At 70.1% G+C, this 18,507-nt stretch carries 19 protein-coding genes; 13 read left to right on the top strand and 6 right to left on the bottom strand.

Features of this window, described 5'->3' with window-relative positions; all coding sequences use genetic code 11:
• Window positions 1-163: 163 nt before the first annotated feature.
• Window positions 164-454, bottom strand: a complete 291-nt coding sequence (locus FHR38_RS24185; RefSeq protein ID WP_184536814.1) for an integrase — start codon at window positions 452-454, stop codon at window positions 164-166.
• A 273-nt stretch (window positions 455-727) separates the two neighbouring features.
• Here FHR38_RS24185 and FHR38_RS24190 point away from each other — a divergent pair, with 273 nt between their 5' ends.
• The 3 genes from FHR38_RS24190 (at window position 728) to FHR38_RS24200 (ending at window position 3,091) form a co-directional block, all read left to right on the top strand.
• On the top strand, window positions 728-1,381 hold the full coding sequence (locus FHR38_RS24190; protein ID WP_184536815.1) for a DUF998 domain-containing protein: 654 nt from the start codon (window positions 728-730) through the stop codon (window positions 1,379-1,381).
• 148 nt (window positions 1,382-1,529) lie between these two features.
• Complete coding sequence (locus tag FHR38_RS24195; RefSeq protein ID WP_184536816.1) at window positions 1,530-2,330, top strand: SGNH/GDSL hydrolase family protein; 801 nt, start codon at window positions 1,530-1,532, stop codon at window positions 2,328-2,330.
• Window positions 2,331-2,560: 230 nt separating this feature from the next.
• Entirely contained in the window at window positions 2,561-3,091 is a 531-nt protein-coding gene (locus tag FHR38_RS24200; RefSeq protein ID WP_184536817.1) for a hypothetical protein, read from the top strand.
• Between the two features lie 20 nt (window positions 3,092-3,111).
• Here the strand turns inward: FHR38_RS24200 and FHR38_RS24205 are convergent, their stop codons facing one another.
• Entirely contained in the window at window positions 3,112-4,554 is a 1,443-nt protein-coding gene (locus tag FHR38_RS24205; RefSeq protein ID WP_312882378.1) for a M28 family metallopeptidase, read from the bottom strand.
• 399 nt (window positions 4,555-4,953) lie between these two features.
• Here FHR38_RS24205 and FHR38_RS24210 point away from each other — a divergent pair, with 399 nt between their 5' ends.
• From FHR38_RS24210 to FHR38_RS24240, 7 genes are all read left to right on the top strand, one after another.
• Window positions 4,954-5,256: a hypothetical protein gene (locus tag FHR38_RS24210; RefSeq protein ID WP_246446728.1), complete on the top strand. Its 303-nt coding sequence runs from the start codon at window positions 4,954-4,956 to the stop codon at window positions 5,254-5,256.
• Window positions 5,253-5,702, top strand: coding sequence for a globin family protein (locus FHR38_RS24215; RefSeq protein ID WP_312882380.1), 450 nt, complete (start codon window positions 5,253-5,255; stop codon window positions 5,700-5,702). The genes FHR38_RS24210 and FHR38_RS24215 overlap by 4 nt, the downstream gene beginning before the upstream one ends.
• A 115-nt stretch (window positions 5,703-5,817) precedes the next feature.
• Complete coding sequence (locus FHR38_RS24220) at window positions 5,818-7,416, top strand: glycosyl hydrolase family 18 protein (RefSeq protein WP_184536819.1); 1,599 nt, start codon at window positions 5,818-5,820, stop codon at window positions 7,414-7,416.
• A 206-nt stretch (window positions 7,417-7,622) separates the two neighbouring features.
• Complete coding sequence (locus tag FHR38_RS24225) at window positions 7,623-8,033, top strand: YbjN domain-containing protein (protein ID WP_184536820.1); 411 nt, start codon at window positions 7,623-7,625, stop codon at window positions 8,031-8,033.
• A gap of 151 nt (window positions 8,034-8,184) precedes the next feature.
• Window positions 8,185-8,700, top strand: a complete 516-nt coding sequence (locus tag FHR38_RS24230) for a 2'-5' RNA ligase family protein (protein ID WP_184536821.1) — start codon at window positions 8,185-8,187, stop codon at window positions 8,698-8,700.
• A 415-nt stretch (window positions 8,701-9,115) separates the two neighbouring features.
• Window positions 9,116-10,522: a class II 3-deoxy-7-phosphoheptulonate synthase gene (locus FHR38_RS24235; RefSeq protein WP_184536822.1), complete on the top strand. Its 1,407-nt coding sequence runs from the start codon at window positions 9,116-9,118 to the stop codon at window positions 10,520-10,522.
• On the top strand, window positions 10,515-11,576 hold the full coding sequence (locus tag FHR38_RS24240; protein ID WP_312882381.1) for a threonine aldolase family protein: 1,062 nt from the start codon (window positions 10,515-10,517) through the stop codon (window positions 11,574-11,576). Before FHR38_RS24235 ends, FHR38_RS24240 begins: the two co-directional genes overlap by 8 nt.
• A 61-nt stretch (window positions 11,577-11,637) precedes the next feature.
• On the opposite strand, the gene FHR38_RS24245 is transcribed toward FHR38_RS24240, so the two are convergent.
• Window positions 11,638-12,498, bottom strand: coding sequence for a deoxyribonuclease IV (locus FHR38_RS24245; protein WP_184536823.1), 861 nt, complete (start codon window positions 12,496-12,498; stop codon window positions 11,638-11,640).
• Window position 12,499: 1 nt separating this feature from the next.
• Window positions 12,500-14,497: a Stk1 family PASTA domain-containing Ser/Thr kinase gene (gene pknB / locus FHR38_RS24250; protein ID WP_184536824.1), complete on the bottom strand. Its 1,998-nt coding sequence runs from the start codon at window positions 14,495-14,497 to the stop codon at window positions 12,500-12,502.
• A 192-nt stretch (window positions 14,498-14,689) separates the two neighbouring features.
• On the opposite strand from pknB, the gene FHR38_RS24255 reads away from it, so the two are divergent.
• The 3 genes from FHR38_RS24255 to FHR38_RS24265 are packed head-to-tail and all read left to right on the top strand — an operon-like array spanning window position 14,690 to window position 15,688.
• Entirely contained in the window at window positions 14,690-15,040 is a 351-nt protein-coding gene (locus FHR38_RS24255; RefSeq protein WP_184536825.1) for an Rv2175c family DNA-binding protein, read from the top strand.
• Between the two features lie 10 nt (window positions 15,041-15,050).
• Window positions 15,051-15,380 (top strand): lycopene cyclase domain-containing protein, encoded by a 330-nt coding sequence (locus FHR38_RS24260; RefSeq protein ID WP_184536826.1) that lies wholly within the window; start codon window positions 15,051-15,053, stop codon window positions 15,378-15,380.
• On the top strand, window positions 15,377-15,688 hold the full coding sequence (locus tag FHR38_RS24265) for a lycopene cyclase domain-containing protein (protein WP_184536827.1): 312 nt from the start codon (window positions 15,377-15,379) through the stop codon (window positions 15,686-15,688). Before FHR38_RS24260 ends, FHR38_RS24265 begins: the two co-directional genes overlap by 4 nt.
• Window positions 15,689-15,740: 52 nt before the next feature.
• On the opposite strand, the gene mptB is transcribed toward FHR38_RS24265, so the two are convergent.
• Window positions 15,741-17,354, bottom strand: a complete 1,614-nt coding sequence (mptB, locus tag FHR38_RS24270) for a polyprenol phosphomannose-dependent alpha 1,6 mannosyltransferase MptB (protein WP_184536828.1) — start codon at window positions 17,352-17,354, stop codon at window positions 15,741-15,743.
• A 65-nt stretch (window positions 17,355-17,419) separates the two neighbouring features.
• Complete coding sequence (locus tag FHR38_RS24275) at window positions 17,420-18,502, bottom strand: polyprenyl synthetase family protein (protein ID WP_184536829.1); 1,083 nt, start codon at window positions 18,500-18,502, stop codon at window positions 17,420-17,422.
• Window positions 18,503-18,507 lie beyond the last annotated feature (5 nt).

An 18,507-nucleotide genomic window follows, 5' to 3' on the forward strand; every position in this document is an offset into this window, starting at 1 on the left:
GAAATGACGTACCTGGTGTTCCAGCGAGTGTGCGGCGGAGTCGGCGCAGATGGGTGCCCTGCGCGCTTGGCACACCGAACAGGCCAACCACCGCTTCGCAGAGCCGCGATCGGAGCAATGCGGAAACTCGTCCGTCCGCTACGCCGGACGAGTTTCCGGATGGTTATGAGCGCCCGGCTGTCAGCCGTGGGGCGATGGCCAGCCGATCGGTGAGGGTGAAGTTCGGCAGTTGCAAGGTGTGGGCGTGCTGCGCTTCGGTCAGTACGAAGGTCCCGCCGAGCGCGTCCGGCTGCCAGCCGTGCGCAAGCGCATGGTCGATGACCGTCAGTACCTCCCGAGGGGTTGGGTAGGTGCCATCGGTGAGGCAGGGGTTGCCCCATGGGGTCGGCGGGGCGGTGGACACCAGGTCTGCCTGTAGGGCCTGGCTGTTCTTTCCCGCGCCCCAGATGCGCAATCGGATGCACCTGTGGCAGAGCTGATCGACGGTTACGTGGGTGATCCGAGCCGTCCAGGTGAACTGGCGATCGTGTGCGTGGAGCTTCCGGAGTCGTGACTTCATTTCGCCTCCCGGCGCATCAGGCAGCATCTGGCTGAGTCCGGCTTCTGGTCAACAGGCACCCAACTGCGAGGTCATGCTGCCACGATCGATGACCGCTACCTATTGAGTTTCCAATCGAGAGCACACTCCCTTAAGGACGCATCGACGACGGTTGCCTAGACTGCCCGCATGATCGACGACCGGGTGCGTTTGTGGGCATGGGTGGGCTTCGCCGCCCAGGTGCTGTTCGTGGGTAGCTGGCTGATCGCAGCCGCCTGGCAGGGTGATAGCTACTCCACGTTGGAGCACACCATCAGCGACATGCTCGCCTACGGTGCGCCGGCCGCTGCGGTACTCGTCGTCGTGTTCACCCTGTGCGGCCTGGCCACGATCCTGTTCGCGTGGCTGTCGGTGCGCCCAGCCCTGCGCGCGGGCGGTCGCGCCGCGACCGTTGGTGCCGTCCTGCTGGCCCTGTGTATCTTCGGCCTCGGCGACCTGCTAGCCGCCGCCGAGCGACAGGGCTGCCGCCTGGCCGACGCGGGCTGCACCGGTCCCGACCAGCGGGCCAACCTTGGCGGCAAGATCGACACGATGATCACGCCGACCGGCATCCTGCTCTTCGTGGCTGCGGTCCTCGTGCTGGCCGCGGCCATGAGGCGCGCGCCGGGCTGGCAACGCTGGGCGTGGCCGTTTCGCGGGGTCGGCATCGGCTTCGCCGTACTGCTGTTCGCCTTCGTCGGCGGCCCTGCCAGCCTGACCGGGCTCTTCGAGCGTCTGCTCGCCGCCTTCGGCGCCGCCGCGATCGCCGCCCTGGCCCTGGGCATCGCCCGTCGACAGAGCTGACCCGGCGGTACCGGTACGGCCGCGGTGCCCATGCGGCAGCCACGCCCGTACCGGTCGGTAACCACACGTACACGATCTTGGTCTTCCACTCGAACATATTTAGTGATACCTATACGAGGCTGATCATCCCAACCCCCGGGAGGACGACGTGCGCAGATCACGTCTCGTAACCATCCTGGCCAGCGCGACAGCGGCGGTATTCGCCTCGCTCGTGCTGGCCGTACCCGCCCAGGCGGCGTCCACCGTTCGCTACGTCGCGCTCGGCGACTCGTACGCATCCGGTGTCGGTGCAGGCAGCTACACGAGCGAAAGTGGCACCTGTAAGCGCAGCACCAACGCGTACCCAGCGCTGTGGGCCGCCGCCAAGGCCCCGGCGTCGTACAAGTCGGTGGCCTGCTCGGGCGCGACGACCACGAGCGTGGTCAACACACAGCTCTCGGCCCTGGCCACCAACACCACGCTGGTGAGCATCACGGTCGGTGGCAACGACGTCGGCTTCGCCAACATCATGACCACCTGCGTGCTGAAGGGCACCACCGAATGCGTGGCCGCCGTGCAGGCCGCGCAGAACAAGGCGACCACCGAGCTGCCCGGCCTGCTCGACAAGGTCTACAGCGGAATCAAGTCGCGTTCTCCGTCGGCCAAGGTCGTCGTCGTCGGCTACCCCGTCTTCTACGAACTGGGCAAGGTCTGCGTCGGGCTCAGCGAGACCTCCCGCGCGAAGATCAACGAGGGCATCAACATCCTCGACGGTGTCCTCATCAAGGCTGCCGCCCGGCACGGCTTCAAGTTCGCCGACGTGCGCGCCAACTTCGTCGGACACCAGCTGTGCAGCGGCGACAAGTGGCTGCATGCGCTGAACTTCGCCGACATCGGCATCTCGTACCACCCGTTCGCCACCGGACAGTCGGGCGGCTACCTCCCGGCGTTCCGTGCCGCTGCCGGCTGACCAGCCAGAACCGAACGGTTGTCGGGCGGCGAGCACCCCCTCGCGTCGCCGCCCGGCCCCGTCAAGCCCTCGGCCCCGCCAGACCGGGCCTACCTCGCGAAAGCCCTGGCCTCATTGCCTGATCGATGGCGCGACCTGAACGCCACGCACCTCAGCCGAGTGGAGTGACGTACCTGGCGTTCAGGTGAGTGTTAGGCGACTCGACTCGGACACCGTCGTAGGCTGACCGAATGTCCCGCTCCTACCTACTGATCCTCGGCGACCGTGACGCCATCGGCTGGGTGTTGCGCGAGCAGCGGATGGCTTTTCCGGCGACGCCGCGGGCGGAGGTCGCCGCGCTCGCAGTCGATGATCGGCTGTTCCTCTACGCCACCCGGGGAGCGTGGCGGAATCCGACCCGGGACCGGGGACGGATCATCGGTACGGCGACCGTCCGCACCGCCGTGCAAACACTCGACGAGCCGGTGGAGATCGGTGGCCGCGCTTTCGTCTCGGGCTGTGATTTGGCGATCGACGGCCTGGTGCCGTATCCGGGTGGGCTTGAGCTGGCTCCGCTGGTCGAGCGGCTGAGCGTCTTTCCCAAACCACAGGCGTGGAGCGTCTATCTGCGCCGGGCGTTGCTGTCCCTCCCGGCGGCCGATGCGGTGTTGCTCGACCAGCAGGTCCGTCCATTGTTGACCGCTCGGGCGGCGGCGCTGCCCAGCTACCGCTGGGCGGCGAGCCCGGACCCGAGCCTGAGCCCGGATCCGGTGCCCGCCTGATCGGAACGTAGCCGGCGGGGTTACCGCTTGCCGGCGGTGGCGTACGCGGCGCAGCCGATCAGTTCCAGCGACACCTGGAGCCGTTCCAGGCTGATGTTCTTCGCGATGGTGTCCTCGGGGCTGTGGTACGGCGGTTCCAGCAGCGCCGGCGACTCTTCACCCCGCCAGGAGAAGTTGGCACTGGCGATGCCGACCTCCTGGAAGGACTGGTGGTCGCTGGAGCCCCGCTGGGTGACCGGCGAGATGCGGGGCTCGTAGCCCAGCCGGGTCGCGGCGGCGGCCACCTCATCGGTCGCCCGGTTCGACTGGCCGGTGAAGGAGAGCAGCCAGTAGCGGGTCGCCGGGTCCCAGCTCGTCGCCACCATGTCGTTCTGGTAGACGGCGAGGAGGCGGTCGCGCTCGGCCTGCGGGAGTTCGCGTACGTAGTGCCGGGAGCCGATGAGGCCCTGCTCCTCCGAGCCCCACAACGCGAAGCGGAAGGTCGAGTCCGTCGGGACCTCGCGCAGCACCCGGGCAAGTTCGAGACAGAGTACGGTGCCCGAGCCGTCGTCGTTGGCACCCGGTGCGCCGATCACCGTGTCGTAGTGGGCGCTCACCATGGAGACCGGGTTCTTGCCCCTGAGCTTCTTGTTCTTCGAAGTCTCGGCGATGACGTTGTGGGAGGTCAGTCCCCGGTGGGCGGTGGTGGCGACGGTCAGGCTGAGCCGGCCCGTGGCGAGCAGGGCCCGCAGCCGGTGCTTCTGCGCCTGGGCGATCCCGACGACGGGGATGCGCACCGGGTTCGACGCCGAGCCGGGCAGGGTCGGGTTGAAGGTGCCGGCCATTCGGGGCGGCGTGGCGTCGGCGGCCAGGAGGATGACTGCGGCGGCACCACGGGCGACGGCGATCTCGACCAGTCGTTCCCGCTGGGCGGCGACGTAGTCGATGAGGACGATCTTGCCGGTGACATCGGCGGGGTAGTTCGCCACCTCACCGGCCCCGACGTCCACGACGTCACCCTGGACGCTGGTGTCCAGGGCGGCGTGCGCCGATGCGCCAACCTGCCAGCACAGGTCGGTGGGGAGCCCAGCCGGCGAGCTGAGCTGGGCGGTGAACTTGTCCGCCACCGCGAACGGCTGTAGTTCGACGTCGTAGCCGAGCCGGTCCAGCTCTCGCGCGATGTAGTTGGCGGCGGTGCGCTCGGACTGGGTGCCGCCGATCCGTGGGCCGATATCCTCGCAGAGCACCCGGAGGTGCCGGAGGGCGCGTTCGGCCGAGACGCGGTTGACCACCATGCGGTCGGTGGTGGTGAGCTGGGGTTTGCGGGCGGCACCGGGCCGCTGGTCGGTGGCGGCCCAGGCCGGGGCCGGCAGGGCCACGGCGGCAGCGCCACCGAGGGCGACGGTCAGCATGCGACGGCGGTTCAGCCAGGATTCTGCGGCACGCTCTGCGTTGTCGGTGGGGGATGCGGTCTGGTTGTCCACGCATGTCCTCCATGTTCGGGGGCGTTGACCAGAAGCCCGGGGGCGCTTGCTGGTCATGATCAAGAATGGGAATCTAGCCTGAAGTCCGAGGCATCTTCAAGACACGGCTTTGCGATATCGCAGGTAGGGCGGGTTTGGACGCCCCGACTCGGATGGTGCCGCCGGCCAGCTCCGGTGTCGCCGGCAGCCTGATTCGATGTTGTCGCCGCCCGACCTGTCGTGCCTGGTGGCTGGTCGATGGTCGAGGTGTAGCGAAACGATCACGCACGGGTAGACAGTTTGTGCGACGTGCTCCAACGTGGAACTTCTAGCGTCTGTTGTCGAGGGTGCCGGACTGATCCCGGCATCCGGGCACCGGCCGGACCGGTGCCAGCCGACAGAGCTGATAGGAGACCTGTCATGAGCATGATCGCCGCTGCGGGGCCCACCAGGGTCACCGCCGATCCGATCGGAGCCGCACTGGGGGAGTTGCCGGTGCTGGTGCCGGTCCGCCCCGAACATGTTCCGCTGGCGGTACGGGCGGTGGTCGTGCACGCCAAGCAGGAGTGGCCGGCCGGGGCGGTCTGCCGTAACGACCGGGCACCGCACCCGTGCCGGTTGGCCCGTTGGGGTCGACGGGTGCTGCTCGCCGCTGGCGTTTTCGAGGAGCGGATCCACCTGCTGGTGGCCGGGGGCGATCCGTACGCCTCGCCGTGGCCGTGAGCGGGCGCGGCGTGGTGACGTACCCGGCGGTGGCGGGGAGTCCGGCGGGGACGTATCCGGCGGCCGCGGTGGCGGCGGGGCCGGTCCTCGACGGTGGCTATCGGTGTTCGGGATTTGGTTGGCTGGGCGGTCCGGCGGCGGTACGGGACGCGGTCCGGCGGTGGCTTCGGCTGGTGTCGGCCGACGCGGAGTTGGCACCGTACCTGGTGGGCGTGGACGTGCCCCGGCTGGCGGGGCATCTGGCGCTGCTGCTGACCTCGGCACTGGGCGGCCCGGCCGGGGACATTGTCCGGCCCGTGGTGGGGGCCTGGCGTGGGCTGGGACTGACCGAGGCGCATCACCGGCGGGTGGTGGACTACCTGACCGGAGTGCTGTGGGCGATGGACCTGCCCGCTTCCGGTATCGCGCGGGTGGGGCGGGCCTTTGCCGAGGAGGCCGGCTGGTGACAGGCCGCCGACCCGCGCGAGGAAATCGATAAATTTGCATCTTGACGGGGTGATGGGGCGTGAGTAGCGTCTCCTTAACTTTCTGGAAACTTTCCTAACTAATATGGAGAGTCACATGAAGCGATCCCTCCGTCGAGCCCTCTGGGCCGGTGCCGCGATGGTCCTGGCCGTCGCGGCGGTGCCGGTCACCGCGGCGCTCGGAGCAGGAAATCTGACCACCACCTTCGCCGTCGCCTCGGACTGGGGCTCCGGCCACGAGGTCCGGGTCACGGTCACCAACGGCACCGACGCCCCGGTCAGCAACTGGCGGGTCGAGTTCGACCTGCCCGCTGGCACCACTCTGAACAGCTTCTGGGACGCCGACGTGACCCGTACCGGCGACCACTACGTCGCGGTGAAGAAGAGCTGGGCCGGCGCGCTCGCCCCCGGAGCGTCCGCGAACTGGGGCTACATCGGCAGCGGCGGCTACCGGTCGCCGCTGAACTGCACGATCAACGGTGCGTCCTGCTCCGGTGGCAGCACGCCGACCGCGACACCGACCAGCGTCCCGCCGACGTCGGTGCCGCCCACCACCCCGCCGCCGACCGACCCGCCAGGCGGGAACGGCAAGGTCGTCGGCTACTTCGCCGAGTGGGGCGTCTACGCCCGGAACTACCACGTCAAGAACATCCACACCAGCGGCTCGGCCGCCAAGCTCACCCACATCATGTACGCCTTCGGTAACACCACCGGCGGGCGCTGCTCGATCGGGGACAGCTACGCCGACTACGACAAGGCGTACACGGCGGCGGACAGTGTCGACGGCGTCGCCGACACCTGGGACCAGCCACTACGCGGCAACTTCAACCAGTTGCGCAAGCTCAAGCAGATGTACCCGCACCTGAAGGTGATCTGGTCCTTCGGTGGCTGGACCTGGTCCAGCGGCTTCACCCAGGCCGCGCAGAACCCGGCCGCGTTCGCCCAGTCCTGCTACAACCTGGTCGAGGATCCGCGCTGGGCGGATGTATTCGACGGCATCGACCTCGACTGGGAGTACCCGAACGCCTGCGGCCTGACCTGTGACACCAGCGGGCCGAACGCCTTCAAGAACCTGGTCGCCGCGGTCCGCGCCAAGTTCGGCGCGGCCAACCTGGTCACCGCCGCGATCACGGCGGACGGCAGCAGCGGCGGCAAGATCGACGCGACCGACTACGCCGGGGCGATGCCGCACCTCGACTGGATCATGCCCATGACGTACGACTTCTTCGGCGCCTGGGCGGCGCAGGGGCCGACCGCTCCGCACTCTCCGCTGCACTCGTACACCGGCATTCCGCAACAGGGCTTCTGGTCCGACGCGGCGATCCAGAAGCTGAAGGGCAAGGGCATTCCGGCCAACAAGATGCTCCTCGGTATCGGCTTCTACGGTCGTGGCTGGACCGGCGTCACCCAGGCCACCCCGGGCGGTACGGCCACCGGCCCGGCCCCGGGCACCTACGAGCAGGGCATCGAGGACTACAAGGTGCTCAAGAACAGTTGCCCGGCGACCGGCACCGTGGCCGGTACGGCGTACGCCAAGTGCGGCAGCAACTGGTGGAGCTACGACACTCCCAGCACCATCAACGGCAAGATGGCCTATGCCAAGAGTCAGGGCCTCGGCGGATCCTTCTTCTGGGAGCTCTCCGGTGACACCAGCAACGGTGAGCTGATCGGTGCCATCAAGAGCGGCCTCGGCTAGGCCGCAGTCCGACGAAGTACCCCACGCGTGGCGGGGGCCGGGCGACCCGGCCCCCGCCCGTCTTGGCTGCGCCGGCTCCCCGCCCGTTTTGAGTGCGCTCGACTGTCCCAAGTAGCCTGTGAGCGCCCGCGCAGGCTTCGAAAGTGCGTGACATGAGATATCAGCGGTTTTGGGTTTGTGGTGGGTCTACTCGGGGAGGACGACAGATGGCAGGCGGGACACTCGATCCGGAGGACGTCACCACCGAGGGGCTACGCAGGATCTTCGATAGCGCGTACCTGGAGACATCCCTGGACGACGACGGCGACCTGGTGGTGCGGGACAACTACCGGGTGCTGGTCCTGCCGCGGGAGAACGGTGAGCGGATCCGTCTCATGTCCATGTTCGGGGTGGACCCGGACTCCGCGCTGGAAGACCGACTCCAGCTGGCCAACAAGATCAATGACGTGATGGTCCTGGTCCGGGCCTCGGTGACCGAACGAGGCAGCTTCTGCTTCGACTGCGACATCACCGTGACCGGCGGTCTGCCCATCCGCACCTTCATGGCGACGTTCCGGCGGTTCCTCCGTTGCATGGAGGAGGCTCTCACCCTCGACGAGGACGACGTCCTCACCTGAGCAGACTGTCGCCCCGAGCCGCCGGAACGGACTGTCGCCCCGAGCCGCCGGAACGGACTGTCGCCCCGAGCCGCCGGAACGGACTGTCGTCCCGAGCCGCCGGAACGGACTGCCGCCGGGTGCCCCTGGACCCTTCCCCTAGGGTGGGCCGGTGGTCGCGGCACTGGAACTCTTTCTCGACACCGACGCCACCCGGCGGATCCGGGTGCTGTGGAACGCGCTGGAGTCCGAGGGCGTGCAGAGCATGCGTTCGTTGCTTGGGCAGCGGCACCGGCCGCACGTCTCGCTGGCGGTCGCCCCCCGGCTCGACCCCGAGCAGGTCGCCGGAGCACTGGCCGGGGCACCAGTGGCCCCGCCGTTACGGTTGTCGTTCCAGTACGCCGGCCAGTTCGTCGGCCGGGTGCTGTGGCTGGGGCTGGTGCCCACCCCCGAACTGCTGGCCCACCAGGCTTCGGTGTATGTCCGGCTGACCCGGGCCGGGCTCGCCCTCTCCGAGCACTACCAGCCGGGGCGCTGGGTGCCGCACTGCACACTCTCGATGCGAGTGCCGAACGTGCTGATGGGGGTCGCGGTGCGGCGCTGTCTGGAGGTGCTTCCGGTCGAGGCGACGGTGGTCGGCGGGGCGGTCACCGACCATGCCCGGGACATCGCCCACCCGCTGCCCTGACGTGAGGGCGAATCAACCTGGTGGATGCCCCTCACTGTCGCTACGCTGACGCTCCCTATTGATCATCGGAGCTGACATAGTCGAATCGCTGCCCCCCGAACCGCCGGAGCCGGAACCTGCTCGGCACTCCCCGGCCACGGTCCGTTGGGCGCGACGGCCGTGGGTCATGGCAGCGGTGACCTGTGCGCCTGCGGTTGGCGTGAGCCGTACCCCGGTTTTCCCGGCCACCGGAGGCCGAGTCAGCGGGGCTGGTCGCACCGCCGGTCCTACCCCGAACGAGGAGCGTTGGGCCGACCCGGCCAACCGCAGTCGACCCGGCTGGTCCGGCTGGTCCGGCTGACCAGCGGGGTCCCACGAGCCGGAACGGTGCCCCTCGCCGCCCCGGGGCCGCGACCGTCGCCGTACGCTTTCCTACATGCGCCAAGAGTGGCACCAGTTGAGCTACCCGGGGGTGGACAACCCCGGTCTGCAGACCAGCCGCCCCACCATCGACTCGGCCGAGGACGAGGCCCTCGGCCTTGACCGGTGGCGGGACCTGCCCCGGGCCCAGACTCCGCCCTGGCCCGACCCGGCGGTGGTCGACGAGGTGTGCAAGATCCTCGACAATGTCCCGTCGGTCGTTGCGCCGTACGAGGTCGACCAGCTGCGGCAACGGCTGGCCCTGGTCTGTGAGGGCAAGGCCTTCCTGTTGCAGGGCGGCGACTGTGCCGAGACGTTCACCGACAACACCGAGAGCCACCTCCTGGCCAACGCGCGCACCCTCCTGCAGATGGCCATCGTGCTCACGTACGGGGCGTCGCTGCCGGTGGTAAAGGTGGCCCGGGTCGCCGGCCAGTACACCAAGCCGAGGTCGCTGCCGACGGATGCGCGCGGTCTGCCCGCGTACCGGGGCGACATGATCAACTCGCTGGAGGCGGTGCCGGAGGCCCGCGTCGCCGACCCACAGCGCATGATCCGGGCGTACGCCAACTCGGCGGCGGCGATGAACATGCTCCGCGCCTACCTGGCCGGTGGGCTGGCCGACCTGCACGCCGTACACGACTGGAACAAGGGCTTCGTCAAGACCTCCCCGGCGGGGGAGCGCTACGAGGCGATCGCCCGGGAGATCGACCGGGCGCTGGCGTTCATCCGGGCCTGCGGGATGACCCAGGACGAGGCGCTGCGTACGGTCACCCTCTACTGCTCGCACGAGGCGCTGGCGCTGGAGTACGACCGGGCGCTCACCCGGGTCTCCGCCAACCGGGCGTACGGACTCTCCGGCCACTTCCTCTGGATCGGTGAGCGCACCCGGCAGATCGACGGGGCGCACATCGACTTCATCTCCCGGATCGCCAACCCGATCGGCGTCAAGCTCGGCCCGACCACCACCCCCGACGAGGCGCTCGAACTCTGCGAGAAGCTCAACCCGGACAACATTCCCGGCCGGCTCACCCTGATCAGCCGGATGGGCAACCACCGGGTCCGGGACGCCCTGCCGCCGATCGTGGCGAAGGTGTCCGCTGCCGGGGCCAAGGTGGTGTGGCAGTGCGACCCGATGCACGGCAACACCCACGAGTCGTCCAACGGCTACAAGACCCGGCACTTCGACCGGATCGTCGACGAGGTGCTCGGCTACTTCGAGGTGCACCGGGGCCTGGAGACCCACCCGGGCGGGCTGCACGTCGAACTGACCGGCGAGGACGTCACCGAGTGTCTGGGCGGCGCGCAGGGCATCGAGGACCTCGACCTGCCCGACCGGTACGAGACCGCCTGCGACCCCCGGCTCAACACCCAGCAGTCGCTGGAACTGGCCTTCCTGGTGGCGGAGATGCTGCGTGGCTGAACCGGCACCCGCAGGTGCGGCTCCCCGCCTCGTCGACCTGCGGTCGGACACGGTGACCCGGCCCACCGCCGGGATGCGCGTCGCCATGGCCGAGGCCGAGGTCGGCGACGACGTGTACGGCGAGGACCCGACCGTCAACGCCCTGGAGGCCGAGGTCGCGGCGATGTTCGGGCACGAGGCGGCCCTGTTCGCCCCGACCGGGTCGATGGCCAACCAGATCGCCCTCCAGGTGCTGGTGCCACCCGGCTACGAACTGCTCTGCGACGCCGACGCGCACGTGGTGACGTACGAGGTCGGTGCCGCCGCCGCGTACGGGGGAGTCTCGTCGCGTACCTGGTCGGCGGTGGGCGCGGCCATCGACCCGGCGGTGGTGGCCGGCATGGTCCGGCCGGACGGCTACCACGCGGTGCCGACCCGGGCGATCGCCGTGGAGCAGACCCACAACCGGGGCGGCGGCGGAGTCATCCCGCTGACGACCCTGCGCGAGCTGCGCCGGATCGCCGACGACGCCGGGGTGGGGCTGCACTGCGACGGTGCCCGGATCTGGCACGCCCACATCGCCGACGGGGTGCCGCTGGCCAGCTACGGCGAGCTGTTCGACAGCCTGTCGGTCTGCCTCTCCAAGGGGCTCGGTGCCCCGGTCGGCTCCCTGATGGTGGGCAGCGCGGAGAAGATCGAACGGGCCCGACAGATCCGCAAGCGGCTCGGTGGTGGCATGCGGCAGGTTGGCGTCCTGGCCGCCGCCGGTCGGTACGCGCTGCGGCACCACCTCGACCGGCTGGTCGAGGACCACGCACGGGCCGCCCGACTGGCCGAGGCACTGGCCCCGTTCGCCGTGGTGGCCGGAGACGGCACGGTACGTACCAACATCGTGCCGCTGGACCTGACCAAGTGCGCCCTGGACGCGCCCACCCTGGCGGCGCGGGCCCGCGCCGCGGGCGTACTCGTCTCGGTGCTCGGGCCACGGACCGCGCGGCTCGTCACCCACCTCGACCTCGACGACGCGGCGATCGACCGGGCCGTCGGGGTACTCACCGGCATCTTCCGGCGTTGACCCCGGCCCGGCCTGCCCCTGGCTGGGCCAGGGTCAGGGTCAACGCCGGGACGGAAACGCGTCAGGGGCGGAAACGCTTGAGGGTGGCGATGTCCGCCGCGTGACCGGCGTGCCCCTCCGACGGGGTCTCCACCACCACCGGTACGCCCGCAGTGGCCGGATGGGTCATCAGCTCGGCGAACGCCGGCTCGCCGATGCTGCCCTTACCGATCGTCTCGTGCCGGTCCCGGGTCGATCCGCGCAGGTCCATCGAATCGTTGGCGTGCACCAGCCACAGCCGGTCGGATCCGACCGTGGCGACCAGATCGTCGATCGTCTGGGTCATTCCACCCTCGCAGGCCAGATCGTGCCCGGCCGCCCAGGCATGGCAGGTGTCCAGGCAGACGCCCAGCCACGGGTGCCACTCCACCACATCCAGGTATGGGCCCAGGTGCTCGACCCGGGAGGCCAACGACCGACCGCCGCCCGCGCTCGGCTCGACCAGCAGCTTCGGCCCTTCGGTGTTGGCCGCCTCGTCGAGCAGCGGCAGCAGCGCCTCGCGTACCTGTCGCATGGCCGCGTCGGCGTGGCCGTCGTCCACCGCGCTGCCGGCGTGGTAGACCACCCCGGCCGCGCCGATCGCCGCCCCCCGGCGCAGCGCGTGCGCCAGCGTGGCGGTCGACTTCTCCACCGTCGCCGGAGTGGGCGAACCGAGGTTGACCAGCAGGGATGCGTGGATGTACGTCGGGATTCCGCGTTCGGCGCAGCCGTCCCGGAACGCGGCGTCCTGGGCCGGGTTGCCGGCCGGCAACGCCCAGCCCCGGGAGTTGCCGACGTAGATCTGCGCCACCTCGGATCCGGCCGCGTCCAGGTACGGCAGGGCGGCCTTGGCCAGCCCGCCGGAGGTGGGAGTGTGCGACCCCACCGGCCGGTTCAGTGACATGTCAGAGACATCCGATCGTGATCTGGGTACCCGGGGGTACCTGGGCGTTCTCGCCCGGGTTCTGGTAGCGGACAGTCCCGTTCGGGTTGAACTGCACGTTGACCGGGAAGCCCAGGCCCTCCAGTTGCTGCTTGGCAGCCGCGCACGGCAGGTCAACCACCCTCGGCACGACCACCGCCGGCGGCCCCTTGCTGACCTCCAGCTTAACCTCGGTGCCCTTCTCCACCCCGGCACCATCGGCCGGGCTCTGGCCGATGACCTGGTCCTTCGGCTTGTCGGAGTCCTTGTAGGTCTCCACGGGCACCAGTCCGAGCTGCGTCAACATCGACCTTGCCTCGGTGACGCTCTTGCCCACGAGGTTCGGTACGGAGAGCGGGGCCCGACCCTTGCTGACCGTGACGGTGATCTTGCTGTTGGGGCTGACCTCGGCACCCACCTTCGGAGTCACCGCGACGACCACGCCAGCGGGCAGGCTGTCGTCGTAGCGCTGGGGACCCTGCACCACCACCAGACCTGCGGCCTCCAGGTCGATCTGGGCGAGTTCGAGGGTCTTGCCCACCACGTCCGGCACCGGGAAACGGTCCGGCCCCAGGGACAGGATCAGGGTGATCGTGCCGCCCTTGACGATTCGCTCGCTGGACGGCGGGTCCTGGCTGATCACCGTGTCCTTGGCGGCCTTCGCGTCGTAGCGGGGGGTGCCGTAGGTCAGGGACAGTCCGGCCTTCGTCGCTGTCGACTCGGCATCTGCCTTCGTCATGGCGACCAGTTCCGGAGCGACCGTGTATCGGCCGAACCCGAACCACCAGCCGGTCAGGGCGACCACCAGGACCAGGGCCACGACGGTGGCGATCGCCGCGACGCCGCCTCGGGGATGGGCCATCACCCGGTCGCGGAACTCCAGTAGCCGCCCGCCGAACCCGGACGACTGCGCCGCCGCCCGCCGTCGGTGCGTCCGGGTCTGCCCGGTCTGTTCTGGCAGCCGGGCCCAGGACGGCCGGGTATCGCTGGGGCGTACCGCCGAGACGACCATGGTCGGCTGGGCGATCGCCGTGGTGGGGTCGGTCACCCGCCGGAGCACGGTGGTGCTGTCGTTGCTGGTGCCGCCGCCCAGGTTCTCGTGGGCGGCCTGCACCTCGGTCAGCAGGCTGCCGGCATCGGTGGGGCGGGCGGCCGGATCACGTCGGGTGGCGCGCGTCACCAGCTCGTCGAGCACCGGGGGCAGCCCGGGGACCAGGGTCGAGGGCAGCGGCACGTCCCGGTCGACGTGCTGCCACGCCACGTCGACCGGTCGGTCACCGTCGTACGGGACCCGACCGGTGAGCATCTCGAACAGCACGATCCCGGCCGCGTAGACGTCGGTGCGAGGGTCGGCGTGGCCGTCGGTGACCAGTTCCGGGGCGACGTAGGCCACGGTCGCCAACAGCTGGCCGCCCGCATCCTCGTCCGAGCTGGCCTCCACCGCGCGGGCCAGGCCGAAGTCGGCGACCTTCACCACACTGTCGACAAGATCACCGGTGCCGCCGCTGGGCGCCTCGGCGACCAGTACGTTCTCCGGTTTGACGTCGCGGTGCACCAGGCCGGCCCGGTGGGCAGCGGCGATCGCGGCGAGCATCTGCTCAAGGATCGCCAGTGCCTCGTCCGGCTTGAGGCGGTGCCGTTCGACGAGGATGTCGCGCAGGGTGCGACCCCGGACGTACTCCATGACCAGGTAGGGCAGGCCGGCGTGGGTGCCCTGGTCGTAGACCGCGACCACGTTGGGATGGGTCAGCCGGGCGATGGTCTTGGCCTCGTCGGTGAACCTGTCCAGGAATCCACCCGGGCGCTGTTGTGCGTCGTTCGCCTGGCTCGGGTGAATGATCTTCAGAGCCACGGTGCGGTCCAGCCGCTCGTCCGTGGCGGTGTACACGGTTGCCATGCCACCACGGGCCACGCGACCGCGAATACGGTAGCGCCCGTCGACCAGCGAACCCAGCAACGTATCGGCGACCTGAATGTCCATCGGCAGGCAGTCTATGTGTCCGGAGGGTGAAGGCAGAACAGGATGCCACAGGTGGTGTCCGGCGACAGGCCCAGCCCAGCCGACCGAGGCGTAAGGTAGGGCCCGTTGTCATCACTTTTTGTATGGGAAGGGCCCCTTTCTGACGAGGGTGCCCGTTGACCGGGCCCGGGGCGGGCGTGGCAGGGTGATCGGGTGACCGAACCCGTACCCGTCGCCCCGGCCGGCTGGTTGACCCTGCCGGAAGTGGCCGAACGCCTTGACGTGTCCATCAGCAAGGTGCACCAGATGATCCGCGAGCGGGAGCTGATCGCGGTCCGCCAGGACGGCATCCGCCGGGTGCCCGCCGAGCTGGTCGCGAACAGTACGGTGCGCAAGCACCTGCCCGGTGTGCTCAACCTGCTGTACGACGCGGGGTACGACGACGACGCGGCGCTGCGCTGGCTCTACCTGGCCGACGCCACGTTGCCTGGCACCCCGGCGGAGGCGCTCGGTGGTGACCGCGCCCGAGAGGTCAAGCGTCGGGCGCAGGCGCTGGGCTTCTGACCACCCCGGCATGGGACATTTCGCCTACCTTGCCGTTTTGGCCGGCTGTGCCTTCTGCGCCCTGTGGCTGGAGCCGGTCCTCCGGGTCGGCGTTCTGCGGCGCTGGAAGCGCCTGCTGCTCACCTTGGTGCCGGTAATTGTGATCTTCGTCCTGTGGGATCTGGCGGCGATCGCCGCCGGACACTGGACCTTCGACCCGGAGCAGATCACCGGGGTCATGTTGCCCGGCGGGTTGCCCCTGGACGAGCTGCTCTTCTTCATCGTGGTGCCGATCTGCGCCATCCTCGGCTTCGAGGCGGTACGGGTGGTGCGCGGCTGGCCGGCAGGTGACGAGGAGTGACGTACACGGTCGCGGCGCTGCTCGGTGTGGTCGGCGCCGTACTGGTCGACCTCTTCGTGCTGCGTACCCGGCTGGTGCGGCATGCGGTGTTCTGGGCGACCTATCCGATCATCATCTTCTTCCAGCTGATCTCCAACGGCATCCTGACCGGTCGCGACATCGTCCGGTACGACCCGGAGGCGATCATCGGGTTGCGGGTGGTCTACGCCCCGGTGGAGGACCTGCTGTTCGGGTTCGCCCTGGTGCTGCTGACCCTGTCCGTGTGGGTCTGGCTGGGCCGACGAGGCGTGCAGCGCGCCCGGCGCTAGACGTGAGCGTAGGGCGGTAGGGGTGAGATGTGCGGTGTCGCGAAGTCCCTTGCTATCGCATCTTGCCTTGGGAGGGGCTCTTCCCCGCACCTCGGCGGACCGTGACCACGATCAGCGCAACGACGAGGACCACGTCGAGCAGGGCACCGGGCAGCTTGGTCAGCGCCGCCACGCCCTGCCCGTTGGGCAGCACCAGGAGACTGAGCACCACGACGACTCCCGCGAGCCGCCGCTGCCAGCGGTGGTCTGCCACCGCCCCGGCGAGCACCGCGATCGCGGTGAGGCCGTACCAGGGGTAGAACACCGGGGAGAGCAGGGCCAGCGCGGCGAGGGTGCTTCCAGCGGCCACCAGCACCCCCCGTCGGCCGGGTGCTCCCGGCTCGGCGGTCGCACGCCAGGCGCGTACGACCAGCGCCGCCGAGACCGCCGCCAGGGTGGCGAAGCCCAGCACCCGGGCGACGGTCACCGCGCTGTCGAATGCCTCCGGTCGCCCGACCAGCCGCAGCAGATAGCCGGCGGACATGCCCAGGCCGGTCGGTAGCGACGTCCACTGCACCAGTTCACCGGTGTCGCGCAGTGCTCCGAGCCAGCCCAGACCGAGACCGGTCACCAGGCTCAGGCCGGCGAATGCCAGCACCGCCCCGGCGAGCACCACCCCTGACGCACGTGCCGCCGCTCCCAGGCGCGCCCGCGATCGAGGGGTGCCCACCGTCGTCCCCGGGCCCGCCTGCGACCGGGAGCCGGCCACCGTGGCCAGCAGGATGACGAACGGCAGCGCGACCAGCGCGGTGACCTTGATGGCGATGGCCAGGCCCACCGCCGCCCCCGCGCCGACCAGAACAATGTGCCGACGAAGCGCTCGTTCCCGGGTCTGACAGGAGGGTGGTCGGTCGGCGGCCATGCCCAGGGCGGCCAGCAGCAGGCCCACCAGCAACGCGTCGTTGTGCACCCCGGCCACCACGTGCACCGCGACCAGGGGGGAGACCAGGCCGAGCCAGGCAGCGGCCACCGGGTCGACACCGCAGAGTCGGGCCAGGCGCGGTACGTATCCGGCGACGAGCAGGCTGCCGGCCAGTGCGACGGCCCGGAAGAGGCCGAGCGCGACGAGCAGTTGTCCGTCAGTCGAGGTGGCCACCATCCGGGCGACGGCGACCACGGCACCGGCCAGCGCGACCGCCAGCGGGCCGTACGGTGTCGGGGTGTCCCGCCACAGCGGTGGCACGGTCTCCACCCACGGGCAGCCGCCGGCCGCCACCCCCTCGACGTACGGATCGGTGCCGTCCAGCCACACCGCCCCCTGGCAGGCGTACGCGTACACGTCCCGGCTGCCCATCGGCGGGGCGACCAGCAACGGCACCGCCCAGAGCGCGCCGGTCCCCAACAGCCAGCGCAGCGATACCGACCCCGGCAGCGCCCCCGACACCGGGGGAGGGCGCAGCCGCCCGCCGAGCCGCCACCAGGTCACGATGAGGGCGATCAGACCGGTGAGCCAGCCGGCGAGCCCGAGCCAGTAGGGCCAGGAGTCGGCCAGCGGGCCAGCAGGCCGCAGAGCGGCGTCCGGGTCCGCGTCGGGCGTCGCCCCCGCCCAGTACGCGCCGACGGCCATCAGGGTGGTCGCGGCGAGCCCGGCCATCCGGAGCCGTACGAGGTGAACGGGACCGGGCACGCCCCGAGGATCCCACAGTGCGAGTGTCGCTCGGAGTCGAGCAGCGGGACCGGGTGCCAGTGGGGTCAGTCCCGTCGACGGGTCGCCGCGACCGCCAGTTCGACCAGCATCTGCCGGGACTCGCTGTCCAGTTCGACGCCGGAGAGCGCGGTCAGCGCGGTCTCGGTGAGGCTGGCGATCCGCTGCTCGGTCCGCTCCAACGCCCCGCTGGCCCTGATGATCTCCCGGAGCTGGTCGACGCCGGCCGAGTCGAGCCCCGGGTCGCCCAGCCGTTCGGTCAGCAGCACGCGGCCCGCCCGGTCGGCCGCTGCCAGGGCCGCGGCCACGAGATAGGTCCGCTTACCCTCGCGTAGGTCGTCCCCGGCCGGTTTGCCGGTCTGCTCCGGGTCACCGAAGACGCCGAGCACGTCGTCGCGGAGCTGGAACGCCTCGCCCAGCGGTAGCCCGTAGCCGGAGTAGGCGTGGTGGATCGTGGCGGGTGCCTCGGCGAGCGCGGCACCGAGCAGTAGCGGCCGTTCCACCGTGTATTTCGCCGACTTGTAGCGGGCCACCTTGCTGGCCCGCGCCACCGAGGTGTCCCCGGTGGCCTGGGTGAGCACGTCGAGATACTGCCCGACGGTGACCTCGGCACGCATCTCGTCGAAGACCGGGCGGGTCCGAGCCAGTGCCACCGGGTCGAGCCCGCTGCTGTGCAGCAGCTCGTCCGACCAGACCAGGCACAGGTCACCGAGGAGGATGGCTGCGGATTCCCCGAAACTGTCGGCGTTGCCGCTCCACCCGGTCGCACGGTGCGCGATGGCGAACCGTCGGTGTACGGCCGGTTCACCGCGTCGGGTGTCCGAGCGGTCCATCAGGTCGTCGTGGATCAGCGCGCTGGCCTGTACGAGTTCCAGGGCGGCGAGCCCCGCCACGACGTGGTCGGAGTCGACTCCACCGGCGGCCCGGTAGCCCCAGTAGGCGAAGGCGGGGCGTAGTCGTTTGCCGCCCCGGAGCACGAACGCCTCGACGGCGTCGGCGACCGGCACCAGCCCGTCATCGACGCTGGTCAGCCAGCTACGTCGGTGGGACAGGAACTCGGTCAGTGCCTTGTCGACCCGCTGCCGGAGACCGGCGCGGTCCAGCAGGGGGACGGGATCCTTGTGGGTCACGCCAT

This window comes from Micromonospora polyrhachis (assembly GCF_014203835.1).
GTDB classification, from domain to species: domain Bacteria; phylum Actinomycetota; class Actinomycetes; order Mycobacteriales; family Micromonosporaceae; genus Micromonospora_H; species Micromonospora_H polyrhachis.